Annotated in this window: 17 protein-coding genes; 8 read left to right on the plus strand and 9 right to left on the minus strand. The window is 57.8% G+C overall.

Annotated elements, in window-relative coordinates:
• The 4 genes from DC3_RS07965 to DC3_RS07980 form a co-directional block, all read right to left on the minus strand.
• A partial coding sequence (locus tag DC3_RS07965; RefSeq protein ID WP_146883796.1) for an amino acid ABC transporter ATP-binding protein occupies positions 1-492 on the minus strand: 492 nt, incomplete at its 3' end.
• Between the two features lie 3 nt (positions 493-495).
• On the minus strand, positions 496-1,692 hold the full coding sequence (locus tag DC3_RS07970) for an amino acid ABC transporter permease (protein ID WP_146883799.1): 1,197 nt from the start codon (positions 1,690-1,692) through the stop codon (positions 496-498).
• A gap of 3 nt (positions 1,693-1,695) precedes the next feature.
• Positions 1,696-2,817, minus strand: a complete 1,122-nt coding sequence (locus DC3_RS07975; protein WP_146883801.1) for an amino acid ABC transporter permease — start codon at positions 2,815-2,817, stop codon at positions 1,696-1,698.
• Positions 2,818-2,932: 115 nt separating this feature from the next.
• Positions 2,933-3,946, minus strand: a complete 1,014-nt coding sequence (locus tag DC3_RS07980; protein ID WP_146883803.1) for an amino acid ABC transporter substrate-binding protein — start codon at positions 3,944-3,946, stop codon at positions 2,933-2,935.
• Between the two features lie 418 nt (positions 3,947-4,364).
• On the opposite strand from DC3_RS07980, the gene DC3_RS07985 reads away from it, so the two are divergent.
• A complete protein-coding gene (locus DC3_RS07985; protein WP_146883805.1) occupies positions 4,365-7,634 on the plus strand; it encodes a PAS domain S-box protein in 3,270 nt (1,089 codons plus the stop codon).
• 4 nt (positions 7,635-7,638) lie between these two features.
• On the opposite strand, the gene DC3_RS07990 is transcribed toward DC3_RS07985, so the two are convergent.
• Genes DC3_RS07990 through DC3_RS08005 form a run of 4 tightly spaced genes read right to left on the minus strand, consistent with a single transcriptional unit; the run spans position 7,639 to position 10,630 of the window.
• Entirely contained in the window at positions 7,639-8,637 is a 999-nt protein-coding gene (locus DC3_RS07990; RefSeq protein WP_146883808.1) for an alpha/beta hydrolase, read from the minus strand.
• A 30-nt stretch (positions 8,638-8,667) separates the two neighbouring features.
• A complete protein-coding gene (locus tag DC3_RS07995; RefSeq protein WP_146883810.1) occupies positions 8,668-9,342 on the minus strand; it encodes a hypothetical protein in 675 nt (224 codons plus the stop codon).
• Complete coding sequence (locus tag DC3_RS08000) at positions 9,339-10,235, minus strand: ABC transporter ATP-binding protein (RefSeq protein ID WP_146883812.1); 897 nt, start codon at positions 10,233-10,235, stop codon at positions 9,339-9,341. Before DC3_RS08000 ends, DC3_RS07995 begins: the two co-directional genes overlap by 4 nt.
• The gene (locus tag DC3_RS08005) at positions 10,232-10,630 is read right to left on the minus strand and encodes a GntR family transcriptional regulator (protein WP_222594721.1); all 399 of its coding nucleotides are present in this window, start codon (positions 10,628-10,630) and stop codon (positions 10,232-10,234) included. Before DC3_RS08005 ends, DC3_RS08000 begins: the two co-directional genes overlap by 4 nt.
• A 132-nt stretch (positions 10,631-10,762) precedes the next feature.
• On the opposite strand from DC3_RS08005, the gene DC3_RS08010 reads away from it, so the two are divergent.
• Complete coding sequence (locus DC3_RS08010; protein ID WP_146883813.1) at positions 10,763-13,276, plus strand: VWA domain-containing protein; 2,514 nt, start codon at positions 10,763-10,765, stop codon at positions 13,274-13,276.
• A 40-nt stretch (positions 13,277-13,316) separates the two neighbouring features.
• On the opposite strand, the gene DC3_RS08015 is transcribed toward DC3_RS08010, so the two are convergent.
• Positions 13,317-15,185 carry a diguanylate cyclase domain-containing protein gene (locus tag DC3_RS08015; protein ID WP_146883816.1) on the minus strand — a complete coding sequence of 623 codons (1,869 nt, stop codon included), beginning with the start codon at positions 15,183-15,185 and terminating at the stop codon, positions 13,317-13,319.
• A gap of 126 nt (positions 15,186-15,311) precedes the next feature.
• On the opposite strand from DC3_RS08015, the gene DC3_RS29060 reads away from it, so the two are divergent.
• The 6 genes from DC3_RS29060 to DC3_RS08040 all read left to right on the plus strand — a co-directional run bounded on the left by DC3_RS29060 (position 15,312) and on the right by DC3_RS08040 (position 21,274).
• A complete protein-coding gene (locus DC3_RS29060; protein WP_186815910.1) occupies positions 15,312-15,488 on the plus strand; it encodes a hypothetical protein in 177 nt (58 codons plus the stop codon).
• Entirely contained in the window at positions 15,481-16,086 is a 606-nt protein-coding gene (locus DC3_RS08020; RefSeq protein ID WP_146883818.1) for a Pvc16 family protein, read from the plus strand. The genes DC3_RS29060 and DC3_RS08020 overlap by 8 nt, the downstream gene beginning before the upstream one ends.
• Positions 16,077-16,799, plus strand: a complete 723-nt coding sequence (locus DC3_RS08025) for a hypothetical protein (RefSeq protein ID WP_146883820.1) — start codon at positions 16,077-16,079, stop codon at positions 16,797-16,799. The genes DC3_RS08020 and DC3_RS08025 overlap by 10 nt, the downstream gene beginning before the upstream one ends.
• Before the next feature lie 44 nt (positions 16,800-16,843).
• The gene (locus DC3_RS08030; RefSeq protein WP_146883822.1) at positions 16,844-18,943 is read left to right on the plus strand and encodes a phage tail sheath family protein; all 2,100 of its coding nucleotides are present in this window, start codon (positions 16,844-16,846) and stop codon (positions 18,941-18,943) included.
• A gap of 205 nt (positions 18,944-19,148) precedes the next feature.
• Positions 19,149-19,586, plus strand: a complete 438-nt coding sequence (locus tag DC3_RS08035) for a phage tail protein (protein WP_146883824.1) — start codon at positions 19,149-19,151, stop codon at positions 19,584-19,586.
• 8 nt (positions 19,587-19,594) lie between these two features.
• A complete protein-coding gene (locus DC3_RS08040) occupies positions 19,595-21,274 on the plus strand; it encodes a hypothetical protein (RefSeq protein ID WP_146883826.1) in 1,680 nt (559 codons plus the stop codon).
• Position 21,275 lies beyond the last annotated feature (1 nt).

The following is a 21,275-nucleotide window of genomic DNA, read 5'->3' on the forward strand; positions in this document are numbered from 1 at the left end:
AGCTCGGGCAATCGCCACCCGTTGCTGCTGGCCCCCGGAGAGTTGTGCAGGGTACTTCAACGCTTGCTCTCTGATCCCCACCCGGTCCAGCAACTCATACGCTTTGCTCTCTGCCTTTGCTTTGTCCCACTTGCGTACCCTCATCGGGGCCAGCGTGATGTTCTGCAAGACGGTGAGGTGCGGGAACAGGTTGAACTGCTGGAACACCATTCCCACTTCCCTTCTGATCTGGTCGATGTTCTTCACGTCGTTGTTCAGTTCAATCCCGTCCACCACGATCTTGCCGCTCTGGTGCTGCTCCAGGTGGTTGATGGTGCGGATGAACGTACTCTTGCCCGATCCACTGGGGCCGATGATGACGACAACCTCGCCCTGTTTGACCTGAATGCTGACATCTCTGAGGGCGTGGTAACTGCCGTAGTGCTTGTTGACCTTGTCGGCAATGATGATGTCTCTGGCGTTTTGCAGCCGTGCAGGATACTGGTAGCTCATGTGTTACCTCTTTGATTCATTCAATCGGGCTTCCACTGCTCTGCTGGCCCGGGCCATTGGGATGGTGAAGAACAGGTAGATCAGGGTGATGCCAATGTAGACTTCTTTGCTCAGGCCGATGTAATTGCTGTTTGCGGTGATGCTGTTCGCCACCCCGAGCAGGTCCGTGAGCCCGATGATGGCCACCAGGGAGGTGTCCTTGAACAGGCTGATGAACTGCCCCACGATGGCTGGAACCACTGCTCTGAGGGCCTGCGGAAGCACAATCAGAATCATGGTCTGGGTGCCTGTGAGGCCCATGGCACGGGCAGCTTCATCCTGGCCTTTGGGAACGGCTTGCAGGCCACCACGCAGGTATTCAGCAAGGTAAGCAGCACTGAAGATGGTGAGGGCCACCATTGCCCTGAGCACCTTGTCGATCCGCACGTCGGGCAAAAAGAGGGGCAGGAAAAGCTGTGCCATGAAGAGCACAGCGATCAGGGGCACCCCGCGCACCACTTCAATGAAGACCACACAGAACCCTGAGACGATGGGCAAACTGGATTTGCGTCCAATGGCCAGCAGGATGCCCAGAGGAAACGAGGCCACAATGGCGACCACGGCGAGCAGGAAGGTCAGGAGCAGACCTCCCCAGAGGTCGGTGGTCACTGCGCCTCCTCCGAGGTTGCCTCCGATCAGGAACAGGAAAGCCACAAAGCCAACCACCCAGGTGATGGTCCACCCCAGGGTGCTGATGGACTTGATGGCCCGGCCCACAAAGAAGGCCACGGTCAGGACGGCGAAGACGGCAGGCAGAAATTTGGCACTGGGTGCACTGAATTGCAGTGCACTGTAAGCAGCGATGATCACCAGAAAGGTCAGCCAGGTGTTGCGCAATTCTGCGGGAATCCGGGTCCGGTTGCTGTTGCCCAGATGCATTCCGGCCAGCAAGTTGAGCAGCATCACGCCAGCCCAGACGCGCCACAGGCTTTCCTGAGGGTAAGGGCCGACCATCAGCAGGCGGAAATTGGCAGGGATCACATCCCACCGGGCCTGGGTGAAGGCCCAGCTGAGGGCACCTTTCAGGAAGAAGAACAGCAGGACCAGGGTGATGATGGTCAGCAGGCTGTTCCAGACGCCATTGAACAGGTTTTCCCGCACCCATTTGAGGGGTTCGGGACGGCTGGGGGCAGGGAGGGGAAGTTCAGTTGCCTGTTTCATGCCTCACCTCGCTCCCCGGATGTTGAAGCTTCGGTTGTACAGGTTGATCAACATCGAAATGATCAGGCTGATGGTCAGGTACACCACCAGAATGATGGTCATGGCCTGCAGGTTGTTCCCGGACTGGTTGCCTGCTGTACTGGCCACATTGAACACATCCGGGTAGGCAATGGCCACGGCCAGAGAGGAGTTTTTCATCAGGTTGAGGTACTGGTTGCCGAGGGGTGGAACCAGGATGCGCAGGGCCTGCGGAACGATGATGAGTTGCAGGGTCTGGCCATAGTTCAGCCCCAGGCTTCTGGAGGCTTCCCACTGGCCTTTGTCGATGGCCTGAATCGCTCCGCGCACGATCTCACCTGTGAATGCAGAGGTGTAGAGCACCAGAGCAACCAGCAGTGCAGTGAATTCTGCACTGAGGGTGCTGCCCCCTGTGACCCTGAAGTTCCCAAGTTCCGGATGGTCTATGCCAAAAGGCTTCAGGATCAGCCAGCCCACCACAGCCAACACGAGCGGAAGAAGCACACCGACCAGATTGTTCTTGATGGCCCTCGCCAGGAAAACACTGCCTGCAACACCTGCAAGCACCAGCAGCACATAAGTCCAGCTGTTTGCAGTGGGAATCAGGCCCGGGATGGTCATGCCTGCATTGCTGAGGTAGAACCAGCCGGGAATGTTGTAGCCCTGTTTGGCTGCCGGAAGTTGCAACACCACGGCAATGTAGAAGAAAAAGATCTGCACCAGCAAAGGGGTGTTGCGGAAGAATTCCACATAAAAGAAGGCCAGTCGGTTCACCAGCCAGTTGCTGGACAGCCTGGAGATCCCGATGACAAAGCCCAGGATGGTGGCAAGCACGATCCCGGTCAGGCCGACACGCAGGGTGTTTACAATCCCGACCCAGAAGGCTTTCAGGTAACTCTCGGAGGGATCAAATGCAGGCCCTTCAGCAATCTGGAAGCCTGCAGGTCCGGTCAGGAAGGAGAAGCTGAAACTGAGGTTCTGGCGTTCCAGGCTGCGGGTCATGTTGAGGCCCAGAATGACCAGCGCAGCAATGACCAGCACCAGAAAAATGATCTGCAGCAGGATGCTGATGTAGCGGGTGTCCCGGTAGAAGGGAATTTTTTCCATGTGACCTCCGGAAGATAAGCGCTCCGGGTGTTTTTTCAGCACAGTCAGATGCTGGGAAAAACACTAATGTTTTGGGGCGCAATGCTGCGCCCCAGTGTGGTTCGAACAGGAGGATTTAACGGAAGGGGACGCCGTACATCAGGCCGCCCTGGGTGTAGAGCTTGTTCAGGCCTCTGGGGATGTTCAGTTTGGTTTTCTTGCCGAGGTTGCGCTCGTAGATTTCACCGTAGTTGCCCACAGCCTTGATCACGTCCACAGCGAAGTCGTTGGCCAGCCCGAAACCCTTGGCCCCGTTGTTTTCGAGACCGAGGAAGCGGCGGATGTTGGGGTCAGCGCTGGTTTTGAAGGTGTCAATGTTCTTCTGGGTGATCTTGAACTCTTCGGCGTTGAGGGTGGCGTAGACCACCCAGGTGATGATGTCTCTCCACTGGCTGTCACCCTGGGCCACGAAGGGGGTGAGGGGCTCTTTGGAGATGGTTTCAGGGAGGATGCGGTAATCGCTGGGGTCCTTGGCTGCAGCGCGTCTGGAGGCCAGACCGGAAGCGTCGGTGGTCACAGCGTCACAGCGGCCCTGATCGAAGGCAGCCATCACCTTGTCAAAGTCCTGGAAGGTGAGCAGTTTGAACTGCTTTTTCTTCAGGCGGAAGTAGTCGGTGATGTTCTGTTCGGTGGTGGTGCCCTGGTTGGTGCAGATGGTGGCTCCGTCGAGGTCGGTGATCTTCTTCACCGGGCTCTTGGACATCACCATCACGGCCTGGCCGTCGTAGAAGGTCACAGGACCGAAGTCCATGCCGACTTCACCGTCGCGGGAGGAGGTGTAGGTGGTGTTGCGGAACACCACGTCCACTTCACCGCTCTGTACGGCAGTGAATCGTACAGCGGCGGTCAGGGGGACGTACTGCACTTTGCTGGCGTCGCCGAGCACAGCAGCAGCCACAGCCTTGCAGAAGTCCACATCGAAACCGGAGTACTTGCCGTTGGAATCGAGGAAACCAAAGCCAGGCAGTTTGTCGTTGACGCCGCAAACCAGTTTGCCACGCTTTTTGACTGTATCGAGCTTGTCTGCTTGAGCGGCAGACAGCAGGCTGGTGAGGCTCAGGGTGAGTAGTGCAAGGGTTCTTTTGCGCATGGTCTTCCTCCTCAGGTGCGTACAGTACAACTTGGTTGTTATTCTACAGGTATAGACGTCTGTTTTGGCAACCTTGGGCAACAGGGGAGCAGCCTGTACCCGGTGAAAAAGGGACATTCCCATTTCGCGGCAACCAAACAAGGGGGCATAGAAAAGAGACCGTGAGCGATTCCGAAATTTTTCGGATATCACTTGCAGAACGGAGAAATTTCTCCTGTGATCTTTTTCTCGCGAGTCAGTATACCACCAGTGCAGGTGGTTTTAAAATTGTAACACCGTTTCGGAGCCTGATGTGAAGTCGGTTCAAAATCGTATCCAGTATCCAGAAGCAGCAGAAACGTGCTCCAGAACCCCTCCATTCAGGGGGGCTTCAGTTGACCATGACACGCTTGGGGAAACATCTTCGAGATGGTGGATCATGACGTTAGATGGTCTTCAGGCCTACAGCAGCCCAATCACCCAGACCCTGAATTTTCTGCCCCATCCCGCATGGGTGCGAGAGGACACCGGAGAAGAGCGCTTCAATCCGGTGTGGACCCAATGGTTTGGTGGGCCGCCAGAAACAGAAAACTGGACCACAGTGTTGGCTGCCCAGGATCAGTACCGGGTGCAGGACCTTCAGGAACGGGCGCTGAGGACGGGACAGGGTTTCCAGTCCCGGGTGAAAATCAAGACCCTCACAGGCGGTAGAACCGTTCAGGTTTCTTTTGCTCCACTGCAGGGAATGTCTGGATGCTGGCTGGGGCTTCTGGTGGAACTTGCAGAAATCTCGCCTGCCAGTGAAGAATTGCAGCAGTTTGAAGCCACCCTGCATGCCCTGAGGGTCAGTCTGGCGAACTCCCTGCGCCGTGAAGATGTGGTGAAAGCCATTTTGCGTCAGATGCAGCTTGCTTTCCAGGCAGATGGGTGCATCCTCTGGCTGAAAGAAAACGAGACCACCTTCCAGAACTGCGATCCGGCTTCAGAAGAAGTGCTGCCTGAATGGCGCAAACAGATGGCTGCCACAGGCAACCTGATGCTGCTGACAGGGGATGCTCAGCGTGAATTCACGATGGGTGAACCATCTGCACTGGAACACCTTCAGGACGTGACCCTGACCGTGCCCCTCATGATCGATGACCAGTTGATGGGGGTTCTGGACCTGCAATTTCAGGCAGGGCCTCACCTGATGCCAGAACAGCATGAGGCCCTCATCATGCACGCGGAATATCTGGCCATTGTTTTGCGGCGTGTGCAACTTTTTGAGGCTGAGAAGCATGCCCGCCAGTCTTCAGAACAGGCCCTGAAACAGAGCCAGATCCTCCAGAGGGTCACGTCAGACCTGTTCCGGGCTGAAACAGCGGATGACATGGCGAAGGTGGTGCTGGAGCACACCTTTAAACCGATGGGAATTCAGGATGCGGCGCTCTTTCTGACCGATCCAGCAGAACAGGAGATCTCACTGGTGTCCTGGCAGGGGATGGGGGCTGCTGTCGCCCTGATGGGTAAAACCTGCCCCCTCACAGCCCATGTTCCAGCGGCACACGTCGCCTACAACCGCACCCCCCTTTACCTCAGCACCCCGGAAGATGCCCAGCACATCTTCCCAAACACCATGAAGCTTCCCGCCCACACCCAGATGGCGGCCAAAGCCTATCTGCCACTGGTCATCAATGAAAGAACACTCGGGGTGCTCTTTGTGGGATTCACAGACCGGGTGTTCTTTGAAGAAGAGCACAGGCTCCTTCTGGAAAACCTTGCTGGGCAGGTGGCACAGGCCGTTGAACGCTCCCATTACCGCACCAAGGAAAAACAATTGATCAAAGAACGGGAAGAAACCATTGCCCGTTTGAATGCCATTCTGGACAATGCCCCCATTGGCATCGGCGTGTTTGATCAGGAGAAAAGATTTGAAACGGTAAACCCCAGACTCGCTGAATACCACCAGATTCCTGTGGAGGACCATCTGGGCCAGACCCTTGGGGACCTTTACCCAGGCACTTCCGGACACCTGATGGCCGCGCAGGAACATGTGTTGAGGTCCGGGATGCCGGTTCTGAACATCGAAGCCACCACCGCCAACGTCACCGGGCAGGTGCAGAGCCACCTGATCAGTTACTTCCCGGTCAAAACCCGCGATGGCCGGGTGCTCGGGGTGGGAACCACCCAGCAGAACATCACTGAACGCAAACAGGTGGAAGAGGCGTTGCGTTCCAGCGAGCACTTCCTGAAGCACATCAACGACACGGTGCCTGCCCTTGTGTATGTGTTCAGCCTGGAGGAGAACCGCATCACCCACATCAACCCGGGCTTCACCCAGGTCACTGGACTGACCATGCGGGACCTGCAGCAGAAAAATGCCGCTCAACTTGCCGAAATGATCCACCCAGAAGACCGCACGCCGATGATGGTCCAGGCCGAGAAGGTGCTGCGCCTCAAGGATGGCGAGGTGCTCAGCATGGAGTACCGAAACGTCCATCAGGATGGACGCTGGCGCTGGCTGCACTCCACCCAGACGGTGTTTTCAAGACATGCCGATGGTTCTCCTGCCATGCTGCTGGGGGCTGCCCTGGACATCACCGAACGCAAGGAAGCTGAAATGGCCCTCAGAGAAAGCGAAAAGCGCTTTCAGCTGGTGGCAAACCAGGCCCCGGTGATGATCTGGATGGGGAACGACGAGTATGGAGCGACCTTCTTCAACACAAGCTGGCTGTCCTTCCGGGGGCGCACACTGGAGCAGGAACTGGGTGTGGGCTGGCTTGAAGGCCTCCACCCCGAGGACGCAGAGCGTTGTGAGACGGTGTTCCGGGAGGCCCATGAGCAAGGGACAGAATTTCAGATGGAATACCGCCTGAAACGCTTTGATGGGACATGGCGCTGGGTGGTGGACCGGGGCATTCCCAGATTCACGGAGACTGGAGAGTTCAGGGGATTCATTGGGGCCTGCATCGACATTCATGACCGCAAGATGGCCGAGACCGTCCTGCAGGAGAGCGAAAAACGTTTGCGAGAACTGATGGAGGCCCAGAAGCGTTTTGTGGCCGATGCCGCGCATGAACTCCGCACACCACTGACCGCCATCCAGGGCAACCTTGACATTCTGATCCGTTACCAGCACATTCCAGAAGTTGAGAAGAAAGAAATCATTGGCGATGTGCAACGGGAAGCCACCCGACTGGGCCGGCTGGTGCATGACATGCTGCAACTCGCCAGAGGCGACTCTGGAGCCACCATGCGAGAAGATGAAATTGATCTGGGCCGCATGGTGCTGGAAACCTGGAGGGAAACAGAACGGGTTTACAGCTCACACTGCTTTGTGCTGCACGAGGTCCAGCCTGTTCGCCTGCTGGGAGACCATGACCGCCTTAAACAGGTGGTGCTGATCCTGCTGGAGAATGCCCTCAAGTACACCCCTGCTGGAGGAGAGGTTCACCTGAATCTGGAAAACCAGCAAAGTCATGCCCTGCTCACTGTGCAGGACACTGGAATGGGCATCTCTGCAGAGGACCTGCCCAGGGTCTTTGAGCGCTTTTACCGGGCAGACAAATCCAGACACCGGGCAGAAGACCCCGGAGGCACCGGACTTGGGCTGCCCATTGCCAGATGGGTGGTGGAAGCCCACCAGGGCCGCATCTGGCTGGAAAGCGAACTGGACCGGGGCACCACCGTGCATGTTCAGTTGCCCATCAAACTTGAAGAATCCAGCTGAGCCCTCAGGGGGCAGACAGATGACTCTGGGTCCAACGGGCAATGGCCTCAAACGTCCGGGGATCGGTCAGGATGCCATCATGGCCTGCTCCCTCGATGATGCTGACCTGACCATTGCTGTATTTCTGGACCACAGGGGGATACTCAGCGGCAACAAAAGCCTCATCTTTGCTGCCCACCACCACCAGCAGAGGAGCCCGAACGCTCTGCAGGGCTTTTGCAGTGTCTTCTGGAGACATGCTGACCATCGCGTTGAAACTGTAGGACCGCAGTGGAAACCCTTCAGGCAGGTTGAAATGCAGGGTTTTCAGATGGTTGAAAGGGGTGATGTGTAAAACATTGAGGAACTTCAGCCCGATTGTTCTGGCCACATGAACTTTGATGAAAGCTGAACTTCCATTGGGGGAGGTCCGGGGTGTGGTGGGTGACCTGTCCCCCATGTGAGGCGCAAGCAGAACAAAACCATCAACAGGCGGGAGATTCGACCTGACTGCATACCTCAGCGCAATTCCCCCTCCCATGGAATGGCCTGCCAGAAGGATGTGCCGGTCAGGCTGGTTTTTGCGAAGTTGCCAGATCACTTCGGCCACATCTTCTTCGTACTGGCCAGGGTGGTCCAGATCACCTGGATGACCTGAAGATTTTCCGTGCCCACGCAGGTCCACGGCAATCACGGTGCTGCCTGTGGCTTTTTGCATGAGTCCAGCGGTCCGGTTCATTTCCAGGCTGCTGCTCAGCACCCCATGTAGGAGCACCACGGTGGTGTTTGATGTTCCAGGAAAGACCCTGCCAGAGATGTGGTCACCATCTTTCAGAGTGAAAATTCTCTCCTGATGGGGATTCACCTGCATGTAGCGTTTTTGCAGTGCAGCCACATCCTGAACGGACAGGGCAGGTTGAGGGGGGAAAACAGGGTCACCCATGAACACCATCACGATGGCAATGGTCAGGAGCAGCACAAAGAGGGAGACCCCTGTGACCAGTGTGGCAAACAGAGCAGGCATGTCGACTCCTTTACATGGGCAGATCAAAGGTCAGATGAAGTCTTTTTTGCGGTTTTGAATGATCAGGGTCAGCACCATCAGACCTGCTGCCAGGAGCAGTTCCGTGCCCAGCAAGGTCAGGGCGGTCTGGTCCCAGATGATTTCGCTGCCGGACAGGGTGCCAGCCATGGAAGACCGGTTGGCCACCAGATACAGGAAAGCCTGAAACGCCAGATTGCCCACCACGATGGTGACAATGGTCCAGTTCTGGGACTCGGTGGTGAGGGCCACGGTCAGCAGCAGGCAGTAATTGACGAAAAGTTCCAGCAGGATCACCACGGCAAATGGAACCAGACCGTCTGGCAGTTCTGGTCGGGAGGCAATGGCCGCCAGGGTGCCCAGCAGGAGGGTCAGGAAGGGCACCAGAAAGATCAGAAGGTTTGCAAGGATTTTGGCGACGCTGTACTCGCGGGATGAGATCGGCAGACCCATCACAAAGGTGAGGGTGTGCTCAGACCTTTCCTGGATGACGGTGGCCATCACCAGATGGATGCCCAGAGAGATCAGCAGGGTGATCAGCAGGATGCCACCTGCAGAGAAAGTGAGCTGGTTTCCGCTGGACAGCAGAACCAGAGAGAAAGCCCCTCCCAGCAGGTAGATCAGGATGGTCCAGCGGTGAAAGGACCAGTCTTTCAGAATGAGTCGGGTCACCATGGGGCTGTTCATGACATCTGCCTCGCTCTTCGGTGCTGCACACTTTCCACAAAAATCTCCTCCAGGGTGAGGGGCTCAATGGCCCGGACCACGGCTCCAGCGGAATGCAGCAGGGAGGTGCAACTGGAATCGAAACGGCTGGTGGTGACCACTGCCGTCTGGCCGCTTCCCCGGACATCCACCGTGCCTTGCAGGGTGGGAAGCTCCACCCCTGGTGGGACGTCGATGCGCAGGCGTCTCCAGCGTTCCAGAAAGCTCTCCCGATCATCGGTGTCGATGATCCTGCCCTGGTCCATGAAGGTGATCTGGTCGGAAATCTGTTCCACATCCCGGGTGTTGTGGGAGGAAAACAGCACGGTGTGGTCCTCCTGGGCCAGCACTTCCATCAGGGCACCGAGCACCTCATGGCGGGCAACAGGGTCGAGTCCGGTGGTGGGTTCATCCAGAATCAGCAGCCTTGGCCTGCGGGCCAGCACCAGCAGGAGGGCGGCCTTGACCCTTTGCCCGTGGGAGAATCTGCGCAGGTGCTGTCGGGGTTTCAGCTCGAACCTTTGCATCAGGTCCTCTGCGTACTTCTGGTCCCAGCCTGGATAGATGGACCGCACGAATCTCATGTGCCATTCCAGGGTCGCCTGCCCGTAAAGCCGCATGTCCTCAGAGACAAAGCCCACCTGTGCCTTGATGGGAATTTGCTGTTCTGGCATGGGTTTGTCCAGCACCCGCACCTGGCCTGCATCCTGGTGGATCAGGCCCATCAGGATGCGAATGGTGGTGGATTTGCCTGCCCCGTTCGCGCCAATCAGGCCCATGATGCTTCCGGTGGGAAGCTCCAGGTTGATGCCATCCAGCAGAAAGTGGCGGTATTTTTTCACCACACCACACAGTTCCAGGGCCAGGGTGCTCATGCTTGCTCTTTTTTCAGCAGCCTGAGGTGCTGTCTGAGCTGGTGCATCAGGTCCTGTTCGGTGTGTCCGAGCACTTCAGCCAGTTTTGCTGCCTGCTGGAGGTGCTGGTGCAGTTCCTCTTCGATGCGGGCGGTTTCGGGGGTGTTTCTGGCCGAGACGAAAGAGCCCCGTCCTTGCTGGGTGACAATGACCCCTTCTGCTTCCAGATCTCCATAGGCCCTTTTGACTGTGATGACACTGACTTGCAGGTCAATGGCGAGCTGCCGGATGGAGGGCATCTCCATGCCTGGAGCCCAGTCTCCCAGCATGATTTTGTGCCGGATCTGTTCCATGATCTGCTGGTACATCGGTCGGGGGTCCGTCTGGGAAATCACCAGCTCGGTGTGTCTATTCATATGCACAGTATACACAATTGGTAGAGTGTGCATACCACTTGACCATCTCATGAAGGTGACACTCGATTCAGAAGTGACCGTGAGCACGTCACAGTGCAGCGAAATCCGTATGATCAGAAAGGGAGGAACACCTTGAAACCCTTTCACCGAACCCTTGCCCTGATGGGTGCACTGCTGCTGCCTGCAGCCAGTGCGCAGACCCATGTGGAACTGATTCTGGACGCCTCGGGCAGCATGTACACCAAACTGCCTGAAGGGGGACAGACCCGAATCCAGGTTGCCAGAGATGTGCTGAGCAGCTTCATTGGCAGCCTGCCTGAAGACCCTGAACTGAATGTCGGCCTGCGCATCTATGGGGCCAAGACCACCGCCGGTACCCCCGGTTCCTGTGAAGACAGCGAACTGGTGCTCCCCATGAAAGGGGTTGACCGTGCAGCACTGCAGGACACGGTCAAACGAACCAACCCCAAAGGGGCCACCCCCATTGCCTACTCCCTGTTGAAAGCAGCAGAAGACTTCCCCAACACACCCGGCAAGAAACTGATCGTGCTGGTCACCGACGGTCAGGAATCCTGCAGGGGAGACCTCAAAGCCACCATGGAGGCCTTCAAAAAACGCGGCATTGATGTGGACCTGCGCATCATTGGCATCGACCTCGATGAGCGGGCCGTGCAGAGCTTCCAGGGCGTGGGCACCATCGAAAACACCCGCACTGCAGGTGCACTGGCAAGCGCACTGGGAAGGGCCGTCGAGAATGTGGCCCGTGCAGAAGTCCGGACCATCCCGGTGACCGTTCAGTTGACCCGTGACGGTCAACCCGACCCGGGAGGCAGTCGTGTGTACTTGACTGACACTGTGGAACGCAGCAGGCAGTATGACCTCTCTCCGACGGGACGGGCAGGAGAGTTCATGGCCAGTGTCCCCGCAGGCAGCTATGAGGCCACTGTGGAGAGCCCCGGTCAGGAGAGGCGCACCTACTCTGGCATCAATGTCAATGTGGGTGCTCCAAACCGGTTCAGCTTTGAAACCCAGAAACTGGACAACAGGGTCACCCTGACCTACGCCACAAAGTCACCCCTGGCAGGCAGCAAACTGGAAGTCAATTACGCTGGAGCTCCCGCTACCGGTGAAGGCTGGATTGCCCTGACCACCCCGGACGCCCCTGAGGGCAACTACCTGAACTGGGCTCCGGTGAAAGGCGCACAGGGCGCAGTCGGTCTGACCGTCCCGGAGGAGATTCAGACTTACGTTTTCCGCTACCACTTCAAGAACCCCGATGGCAGCATGCAGACCCTCGGCAAGAGTGAACCCTTCACACCACAGAAGACCACCGCCACCGTTCAGGTGCCCCAGGAGGTGCTGAGCGGTCAGGAATTCGAGGTGAAATGGACCGGGCCCTCCAACGAGGGGGATTATGTGACTGTGGTTCGCAAAGATGCCCCCGAGGGCTCTTACACCCAGTACTTCTATGCCACCGCCAAAAATGAGAACAACAAACTTCCTGCTCCAGTGGAAGCCGGACAGTTCGAGGTGCGTTACGTGACCGGACAGGGCAACACCCTGGCCTCCACCATCCTGAATGTCAAACTTGATGCATACAGTGTTTCTGGACCCACAGAAGCCATTGCTGGATCGCTGATCAAGGTGGATTGGAAAGGTGGTGGGGCCACCGGAGACTACGTGACCATCGTCAAAGCAGGGGCTGCCGACAACGCCTACACCGACTATGAGTACGCCAAAAGCAACTCTGGGACCGCAGAACTGAAAACCCCTAGCCAGCCCGGAGAGTACGAAATCCGCTACAACACCGAGCGGGGAAAAGTCTACGCCAGAGCCAAAATCACCCTCAAAGCAGGGACTTACGGTCTGGAGTTCCCTGCAGAAGCCATTGCAGGCAGTGACCTCACCATCCAGTGGACCGGACCGGGCAACCCTGGCGATTACATCACCATCGTGCCCAAATCCGCAAAAGACGGCACCTACATGAGGTACGAGTACGCCCGTGCAGGGGACCCGGATGTGAAGATCAGCACACCCTCCACTCCCGGTGATGCCGAAGTGCGTTACATGAACGAGAGCGGCAATGTGGTGCTTTTCCGCAAGGACCTGAAACTGATCGGTGCAAAATACGATCTGGACTTTGCACGCACTGCACTGGCAGGCAGCCGCATCCCCATCAAGTGGACGGGTCCCCAGAACCCTGGCGATTTCATCACCATCGTTCCAAAAGGCACCCAGGACGGACAGTATGGAGCCTGGGAGTACACCACCAACAACCCTGTGAACATTCAGACCCCCAGAGCTCCCGGTGAGTACGAAATTCGATACATGAACGACCAGCAGGGGAACATTGTGATGCACCGGGAACCCCTCACCCTCACGGCACCAAAAGCCACCCTCAAAGCCCCTGCCAGTGTGAATGCAGGACAGGAATTCACCCTGGAATGGACCGGGCCTGCAGGAGATGGGGACCAGATGGTGATCGTCAAGAAAGGCTCACCTTCAAGTGCAACCGACAACGCCATCTGGCCTGGAGAAGAGGCGAAGATCACCGTGAATGCACCAGACGAAGCTGGAAACTACGAGATCCGTTACCTGACGGGTGAAGGACAGGTGCTCATCAGCATTCCTCTCACCGTCAAATGAGAGGCTGAAATTCCATCAAGCTCCCCGCAAGGGGAGTTTTTCAATTCTGGCAGGAGCCGTTCTGTCGGTACAGGTCGTTTTTCTGGCTGCTCTTGATCCGGTACATGGTGTGATCGGCATGGATCAGCAGGGTATGCTGGTCCTGGGCGTCATCTGGAAAGATGCTGATGCCAATGCTGGCCGTCACATGGACCGTGTGGCCCAGCAACTCAAAAGGCTGACGGACCAGACCCAGCAAATCCTCGGCCACCCGCTCCACATCTTCACGCCTGTGAATGTCGTTCAGGAGCACTGCGAACTCGTCTCCACTCATGCGGGCGAGGGTGTCGCTCTGCCGGATGCGGGTGGACCATCGTTCTCCAGCGGCTTTCAGGAGCAGGTCACCGATGTGGTGTCCGCAAGAGTCGTTCACGTTTTTGAAGCCGTCCAGATCCATGAACAGCACAGCCAGTTTGCTTTCCTTCCTGCGGGCGTAAGCCAGGGCCTGATGCAGGCGGTCATGGAACAGCACCCGGTTGGGAAGCCCGGTCAGGGCGTCATGAAAGGCCATGTGCTCAATGCGGTCCATCAGTTCCCGTTGCTCCAGCGAAACCGACACCTGGTTGGCAATTGCCCGCATCAATTCCAGATCTTCTTGCGTGAAATCCGGGTCATCCAGATGGTTCAGGGCAGTGAGGGTCCCCACCGCCAGGTTGCGGTCCCGGTAATGCAATGGCACCACGATGATGGAACCCACCTTCTGTTCCATGCGCCCTGCCTGCACTTCTGGACTTTCCCTGGGATCTGGAAGGTTCTTCGGAGAAAACGCAGGTGTTTGCTCCCGGATCACCCATCCGGTCAGACCATTCATCAATTCGCCGTAAGAGACCATCCTGAGGGTGTCAGACCCTGAAGAGCATATGGCTCCGGCCACCACCACCTGCTCCAGATGGTTCAGCTTGAAGATGCTGCACCAGCGGGCAGAAATCGCTTCAATCACAATGTGGCAGATGCGGTTGAGCAGTTCCTGTAAGGTCGTTGCCTCCTGCACGGCCTCACTGACCTGATAAAGGGCCTGGACCCTTTTGAGGTCAGCCTTGCTGCGTTCGAGCAGCACGCTCGCCTCGGTGTACAGGGAACGGTAACGTTCTTCGCTGGCCTGCAGGCTCTGGTGGGCCACTTTGAGGTGGGTGATGTCGGTGGCGATGCCCAGCACCTGATTCTGGTGAAAAGGGGTGTGCAGAAACTGTTTGACGGTCTGCAGGTACCGCCTGTTGCCCTGAGGATCGGTGATGGTTTCTTCTTCGATCACCACCCTCTGTCTGTTCTCAATCACCAGGCGGTCTGCTTCCCGGTACTTTTCGACCTGCTGCAGGTCCATCTGAAAATCGAGATCGGTCTTGCCCAGCATCTGTTCTGGTGTGGTGCCGTAAGTCTCAGCCAGGGCACGATTGGCCAGCGTGAATCGCCCCTCCTGGTCCTTGGCGAAGATCAGGCTGGAGCTCAGGTCTGCAATGTGTTGCAGCACAGCGGCCTGTCCGGTTTCCAGCTCTGTCAGATTCCAGTCAGAAATGGGCTGCAGCTGGAACAGAACGGCATCTTTTAAAGGGACCATCAGGCAGACCTGCTGATCCAATACCAGACGAGAAGGTTCCCGAAACTGCACGTCCAGATGGAACAGGGTGGTTTTCTGGTGCTGCAACACCTCAGGCATCAGATGGGAAAAGCCCGGAGAGGCCTCATCCTCCATGGCCCCTTTCACCCTGAGTGGGCACAGGTCCTGTTCGAACTGCCGGGTGCACTGCTCCTGCGGCACCCTGAGGAGGCCAGCAAAGCGGGCATTCACCCACACATACCTGGCTGAAGCATCCAGGATGAACACCCATCCCGGGAGGGCAGACCACCACTCTGTCGCTGCATCTGCGTCCATGGTGATTTCATTGTGCACCCTGAGGCCTCACAGAAGTCCACATCTGGCAGATGTCGGAACGATTCTGGAACGAATGTGGAACGCTGCTGGATCACGCTGCATTTACCATGCAACCACGAGGTGAATATGCAGAGAAAACGCATGGTGTTTCTGGTGCGCCTGTGGGTCGAAGACCGGCCTCTGGGTGTGCGGATTTACGGCAACCTGTCGGAGGTCACCACCGAAACCCACCTCAAGATTCACAACTTCACCGAGCTCAAAGCCCAGCTCAGGCGTCTGATCCTGCGGGTGAAGCATGGCTAGCTCGCTTGCCATCGCTGCCGTGGCAGATGCCATCAAGCGGCTTTTTGACCAGCAATTCAAGCAGGACCACCCGAACCATCCGGTGGTGACCTCCCTGACGGTGCAACTCACCCGAGGGCAGGACATCGCCGGGAGCACCGCCATCAGCCCGGGAACCCTGCTGGTGTTCATTCCGAGGGTGGTCCCGAACCTTTCCACCCGAAACCGCCTCCCGGAAGACCGTCCCAGTGGCAAAAGGTATTACCCGAGCCTGCCTGTGGACATCCACTTTGTGCTGCTTCCGGTGCTGAAAAGCGCTGCAGTCCACTACGAATTTCTGGGCTGGATCTACCGGACCCTGGACGACCACCCCGTGCTGCCTGCGGGTTTCCTGAATGCCGGGGCGCTCGGAACGGTTTTTGCTCCAGATGAGTTTGTGGAGATTCATCTGGAAGCTCCTTCCATGTCGGATTACGTGGCTGCCTTCGAGGTGAACAAGACCCGGCTGGACGCAGGGGTGTCCTGTGTGGCCCGCGCGGTCAGCCTGGAATCCACCCGGCAGATCGAAACCCACCCTGAAGTGCAGGTGCAGGACTGGAGGTTTGAAACGTGGAAGTGAACGTTCGGATTTCCGATCTGGGGATGCGTTTCTTCGACAGCATCGTCGGTGCTTTTGTGGGGGAGGGGTTGCAGGTGACGGTCCACCCTGCAGGTTTTCCCCACCTGAAAAGGAGGCTGACCAGCAACCTTTCCGGGGTCTATCACCTGCCGCCCCGCCTGACCGGCAATGAGGCTACCCATTTTTCCAGCCCAATGATGCATGTCCTGACGGTGGAAGATCCCCTTGGAAGGTACCTGCCTTATGCCCTCAACCTCAGCCTGCCCTTCAAAGGACTGTTTGATGGAGGCTCAGGGAAGGAGTATCTTCCACTGTTTCCTGCTCCAGCGTATCCCGTTGCACACGGCGTCAAGGTCCATGCCAGCCTGCGCACCCAGACCCTGGACCCCATGCCCTGGGCAGTGGTGAGGGTCACCCTGGGTGCAAATGGCAAAGCGGTCAGTGCCACAGGTCTGGCCGACCACAAGGGTGAGGTCTACCTGTCGGTTCCTCTGCCTGCCTACCTCCCCCAGGCGTCCAAAGGTCTGCTGGAGCAGGCTTACGCCGTGAAGGTTCAGGTGGGATGGGACATCACCCAGAAAGACAACCTGATTCCTGAGCTCACCGGAGCCCTGGGGGCCACGCTGGCCGATGTGACCGTCATCCCCACCACTGTTTCTTATGGACAGCCCCTGATTCTTCGCTCTGCAGGAAGCAGTTTCCTGCAGGTCTGAACCGTCTGACTTGAAACCACCCGCACCCTGCACAAGGAGGAACCATGCCCGAGTATCTGGCCCCAGGCGTATTCATTGAAGAGACATCCTTCCGTTCGAAGTCTATCGAGGGAGTGAGCACCACCACCACCGGATTCATCGGTGCCTCCCGATTCGGTCCCATTGACCTGGAACCTGAACTCATCACGTCCCTGGGAGAGTTTGAGCGCATCTACGGGACAGGGGAGCCTCTGGTCTTCAGCACCAAAACTGCACCGAAAGCCGCCATTCATGACCTGTGGCAGGGGGTGCGGGCGTTCTTTCTGGAAGGGGGGAGCAGGCTGTATGTGTCCCGGACTTTCCGGCCCCTGAATTCCACTGGAACCTACACTGCCCCCACAGCCACCGCCCAGTCTGAGGTCAACAAGGATGCACGGGTTGGAAGTTTTGCAGATCCTGGGAACTCGGCGTACACCTTCTACGAGGACGGTCATGCCCGACTGTGGCTCTCAGGTGCTGCTGCAGTGCCCCTCGCAGGGATCTACGACGAAACCCAGTATGCCAAACCCGCCGATGTGCCCAAAGAGCAGACCATCAAGGTCCAGAACACCCTGCTCCTCCGTTCCCGCTTTCCAGGGTCTTACGGGAATTTTCAGGTGCGTTTTGTGCTTCAGGGCGGAGCAAACCTGATTGCAGGCAAAAAGAAAGCCATTTTTCCCGACCCCAAAGACGGAGACAAGCCCAAAGAATACGAATTTCCCAACCTGACCGGAGTGTCTGTTGGAGACCTGATCCTGCTGGATGAAGACCGAGCCACCACCCAGAATTTCAGCAAGGTCTACATGGTGAAAAGTGTGGGGTCTGATGTGGTCCTCACCGCACTGGACGGCACCGACAGCAAAACCCATGATCTGGATGGCAGCAAGGGTTATGTTGCACGAAAGCTGACCCTCAACCTGGAAGTGCTCAGCCCAGAAGGGGCACTGGTCGGGGCATGGTCTGCTCTCTCCTTCAACCCTGCAGATGACAGTGCCATCACACGGGTGTTCAAACAGAGGCTGGACAACCCCCAGAGTGCAATCCGCTATCCGCTGGTCATTCAGCATGGACTGGAAGCCGTCAAAGCCAGTGGCCTCTTTACAGGTGTGTTTTCCACCTCGGCCCAGCACCTCAGTGAAGTCGAGAAAAACCAGGGCCTCACCCTGGCGGACAAACTGCTGAAAGGCATTCTGCAAACCCACGCCATGACCGGCGGCAACGACGGTGCCCCACCCACTCCCACGGAATTTGAAGGCAAAGAAGACCTTGCCCTCAACACCCGCACAGGCCTGAAACAGTTTGAGGCGCTCGAAGACATCTCCATTGTGGCTGCCCCTGGCATCACCCGGGGATACGCCAGCAACACCCAGAATGCCCAGTCCATCCAGAACCTGCTGATTGCCCACTGCCAGAAGATGCGCTACCGCATCGCTGTGCTGGACTCAGGAGACGGCATGGGCATCAGTGATGTCCGCACCATGCGCAGCGTGTACGACACCAGTCACGCGGCCCTGTACTACCCCTGGGTGCGGATTCTGGACCCCATCAGCAAAAAGGAGATCCTGCTGCCCCCCAGCGGATTCGTTGCTGGAATCTACGCCAGAAACGACATCGAACGTGCAGTCTTCAAAGCCCCTGCCAACGAAATCGTCTCAGGGGCCCTGGGATTCGAGTTCAACATCCACAAAGCCCAGCAGGAGGTCCTCAACCCCGAGGGCATCAATTGCCTGCGCTTCTTTGAGGGCCGTGGGAACCGGGTGTGGGGTGCCAGGACCCTCTCCAGCGACAGCGAATGGAAATACGTGAACATCCGCCGCTACTTCGCCTACCTGGAACGCTCCATCGAACGCGGCATGCAGTGGGCGGTCTTTGAACCCAACGGAAGCCAGTTGTGGGACAACGTGCGCCGCACCATCGAGGACTTCCTGCTGAACGAATGGCAGAGCGGAGCCCTGCTGGGCGAAAAACCAGAACGGGCCTACTTCGTGCGCTGCGACCGCAGCACCATGACCCAGAACGACCTGGACAATGGCCGCCTGGTGTGCCTGGTGGGCGTGGCCCCCGTGAAACCCGCAGAGTTCGTGATTTTCCGCATCGGGCAGTGGACGGCGGACCGGAAGGGTTAATAAGCCGAGGGCTGAGAGCCGAGAGCCGAGGGCGAAAAGCAGAAGGCAGAAGGCAGCGACCCAGTGCGACGCGGGCCGTCCCGCAAGCACGTAGTCAGGGTCAAGAAGAAGGCAGATGTAGGGGCGGGCCGACGGCTCGCCCACCCCAGCAACACCAGATGACATGCAGGGCCGGGCTGATGCTCGCCCACCTGAGAGGACAGAAATGCCAGACAACAAGAATGCCAGACCGTTCATGCAATTCAATTTTCGGGTGTCTTTCGGCGGTGTGGAGGCCGGGTTTCAGGAGGTCAGTGGCATCGGGACGGAAGTGACCGTGGCCGAATATCGCAATGGCAACGAGCTGGAAAACAACGTTCGCAAGCTGACTGGACTGAACAAGGCCACCGACATCACCCTGAAGCGTGGGGTGACCGGAGCAAAAGAGCTTTACAAGTGGATGGATGAGGTGCGTTCGGGAACAGGAGAGCCCCTGAAACTGGTGACCATTGAACTCCTGAGTGCCAGTCGGGAGAAGGTGATGGCCTGGAACCTCAGCAATGCGCGCATCATCAAGCTGACGTTTGGGCCACTGAATGCCAAGGGAACGGATGTGGCGATGGAGGAGATGGTCATCGCCTATGAACGGGTGACCGTGGAGTGAGGTGAGTGATGATCCGCCGCCTGCCTGCCGTCAGGGTGGAAGCCCTGCCTCCGAGGACCACAGACTTTCTGCCCAGAATGGACATTCCGCTGTTTGTGGGGTTCGCCCGCCAGGGGGGCTTTGTTCCTGTGTTGGTGCAGGACATGGTGCAGTTCACTGCGGTCTTTGGTGAACCCCAGGTGTTGTGCTGGGACCCCGAGGATGGGAAGGCTGTGCACATGTTGCTGGCTGGAACGGTCCGGGCGTTCTTCGAGAATGGCGGGCGGCAGTGTTACGTCCTGCGGGTGAATCCGCAACCCGTGACCCATGAAGAGCGGGGTGCTCAGTGGTCCTTTGACCTGGGGGTTTTCAGGGATGCCCGACTGGACGCGGCCAACGTGCGGATGCTGGGACTTCAGGTGGACAGCTGGAGGTTGAGGTCCAGTACACCCCATGTGGGTTTTCGGGGGATTCATGCCTTGCTGGAATTGCCTGATGTGGCTTTCATCAGTGCGCCAGATGCCGTACATCACGGGTGGGTGCACCGGGAAGTGTTTCAGGTGAGTGTGGTCACCCCTCCTGCCCCTGCTCCAGAAGTGCTGCCTGATCCTGTGGTGCCTCCCGGGGCTTTTGACGCCTGTGAAGTGAAGCACACTCCGGTCCTGACGGAACCCCATTTGCAGGTCCATCAGGAGCATGAGGATCTGGTCGTCACCTTCAGGGCTTCGAAATTGCTTCAGGCCGTGGGCATTGTCCAGCATGTGTTGCGGGTTCGGACGGACAGTGAGGTGCAGGAGTTCCCCTTGCAGGTGAATGGCACCCTCACCCTGACACCAGAACAGCTTGGGGTTGGATTTTTTGACCTGCAGGTGGTGGCCTCTTGTGTTGCTCCAGAGTTGACCTCCTTCAGCAACACGGTGAGGGTGCGGGTCAGCAAGGTGCGCAAGGCATTCAGGCGCAAAAATGTCCCACGCACTGAGCTGGCAGCTTTACAGCAGGCCATGCTTCTGGCCTGTGCGTACCGGGCAGACACCCTGGCAGTGCTTTCCGTGCCTGAAACGGCTTTCGGGTCTCTGGTGCGGCATGCAGCATTGCTGCGAAAAAACCTGCCTGAGGGGGTGACCAGATACGGCAGCCTTTATGCACCCCAATTGAAGTTCGGGGCATCGCTGCTCCCACCCGATGGTCCTGTGCTCGGGCGCTTGGCTTCTCAGGCCCTGAACCGGGGTAGCTGGGTTGCTGCAGCGAATCAACCTTTCAGGGAAGTGACCGAGGTGATGCAGAACTTCAGGGACCCCCAGAGGCTGGTCCTGCAGGAGGCCAGGGTCAATGTGATCTTCAGCCCTCCGGCAGGCATTCTGAACCTCAGTGCCCTGACCCTCAGCCTTCAGGAGCCCCACCAGAACGTGAGGTTGCTGCTTCACCTGCTCAGGCGCTACCTGGAACGGCTGGGCAGCACGTTTGTCTTTGAACCCAACACCCCACAGTCCAGGGCAGGCATGCAACGCCAGATCGAAGATGCACTGGAAATCCTTTTTCGCAGAGGGGCCTTCCGGGGACGCACCCCGCAGGAATCGTATCAGGTTCGTGTGCTCACGGGTCCTGAAGGCACCGTGATGTTTGAGATCCGGGTGAACCCCAGTGTCCCCATGACCCACCTGACCGTCACCCTCGTGCAGGTGGAAGACGGGCTGAGGCTTCAGGAGTGAC

This window comes from Deinococcus cellulosilyticus NBRC 106333 = KACC 11606, assembly GCF_007990775.1.
In the GTDB taxonomy this organism is placed as follows: domain Bacteria; phylum Deinococcota; class Deinococci; order Deinococcales; family Deinococcaceae; genus Deinococcus_C; species Deinococcus_C cellulosilyticus.

What these genes read in the sequence shown, in the direction of transcription:
- DC3_RS07970 (WP_146883799.1), bottom strand. Translation starts at nt 1,692, where the DNA reads ATGAAACAGGCAACTGAACTTCCCCTCCCTGCCCCCAGCCGTCCCGAA.
- DC3_RS07975 (WP_146883801.1), bottom strand. Translation starts at nt 2,817, where the DNA reads ATGGAAAAAATTCCCTTCTACCGGGACACCCGCTACATCAGCATCCTG.
- DC3_RS07980 (WP_146883803.1), bottom strand. Translation starts at nt 3,946, where the DNA reads ATGCGCAAAAGAACCCTTGCACTACTCACCCTGAGCCTCACCAGCCTG.
- DC3_RS07985 (WP_146883805.1), top strand. Translation starts at nt 4,365, where the DNA reads ATGACGTTAGATGGTCTTCAGGCCTACAGCAGCCCAATCACCCAGACC.
- DC3_RS07990 (WP_146883808.1), bottom strand. Translation starts at nt 8,637, where the DNA reads ATGCCTGCTCTGTTTGCCACACTGGTCACAGGGGTCTCCCTCTTTGTG.
- DC3_RS07995 (WP_146883810.1), bottom strand. Translation starts at nt 9,342, where the DNA reads ATGAACAGCCCCATGGTGACCCGACTCATTCTGAAAGACTGGTCCTTT.
- DC3_RS08000 (WP_146883812.1), bottom strand. Translation starts at nt 10,235, where the DNA reads ATGAGCACCCTGGCCCTGGAACTGTGTGGTGTGGTGAAAAAATACCGC.
- DC3_RS08005 (WP_222594721.1), bottom strand. Translation starts at nt 10,630, where the DNA reads ATGAATAGACACACCGAGCTGGTGATTTCCCAGACGGACCCCCGACCG.
- DC3_RS08015 (WP_146883816.1), bottom strand. Translation starts at nt 15,185, where the DNA reads ATGGACGCAGATGCAGCGACAGAGTGGTGGTCTGCCCTCCCGGGATGG.
- DC3_RS29060 (WP_186815910.1), top strand. Translation starts at nt 15,312, where the DNA reads ATGCAGAGAAAACGCATGGTGTTTCTGGTGCGCCTGTGGGTCGAAGAC.
- DC3_RS08020 (WP_146883818.1), top strand. Translation starts at nt 15,481, where the DNA reads ATGGCTAGCTCGCTTGCCATCGCTGCCGTGGCAGATGCCATCAAGCGG.
- DC3_RS08030 (WP_146883822.1), top strand. Translation starts at nt 16,844, where the DNA reads ATGCCCGAGTATCTGGCCCCAGGCGTATTCATTGAAGAGACATCCTTC.
- DC3_RS08035 (WP_146883824.1), top strand. Translation starts at nt 19,149, where the DNA reads ATGCCAGACAACAAGAATGCCAGACCGTTCATGCAATTCAATTTTCGG.
- DC3_RS08040 (WP_146883826.1), top strand. Translation starts at nt 19,595, where the DNA reads ATGATCCGCCGCCTGCCTGCCGTCAGGGTGGAAGCCCTGCCTCCGAGG.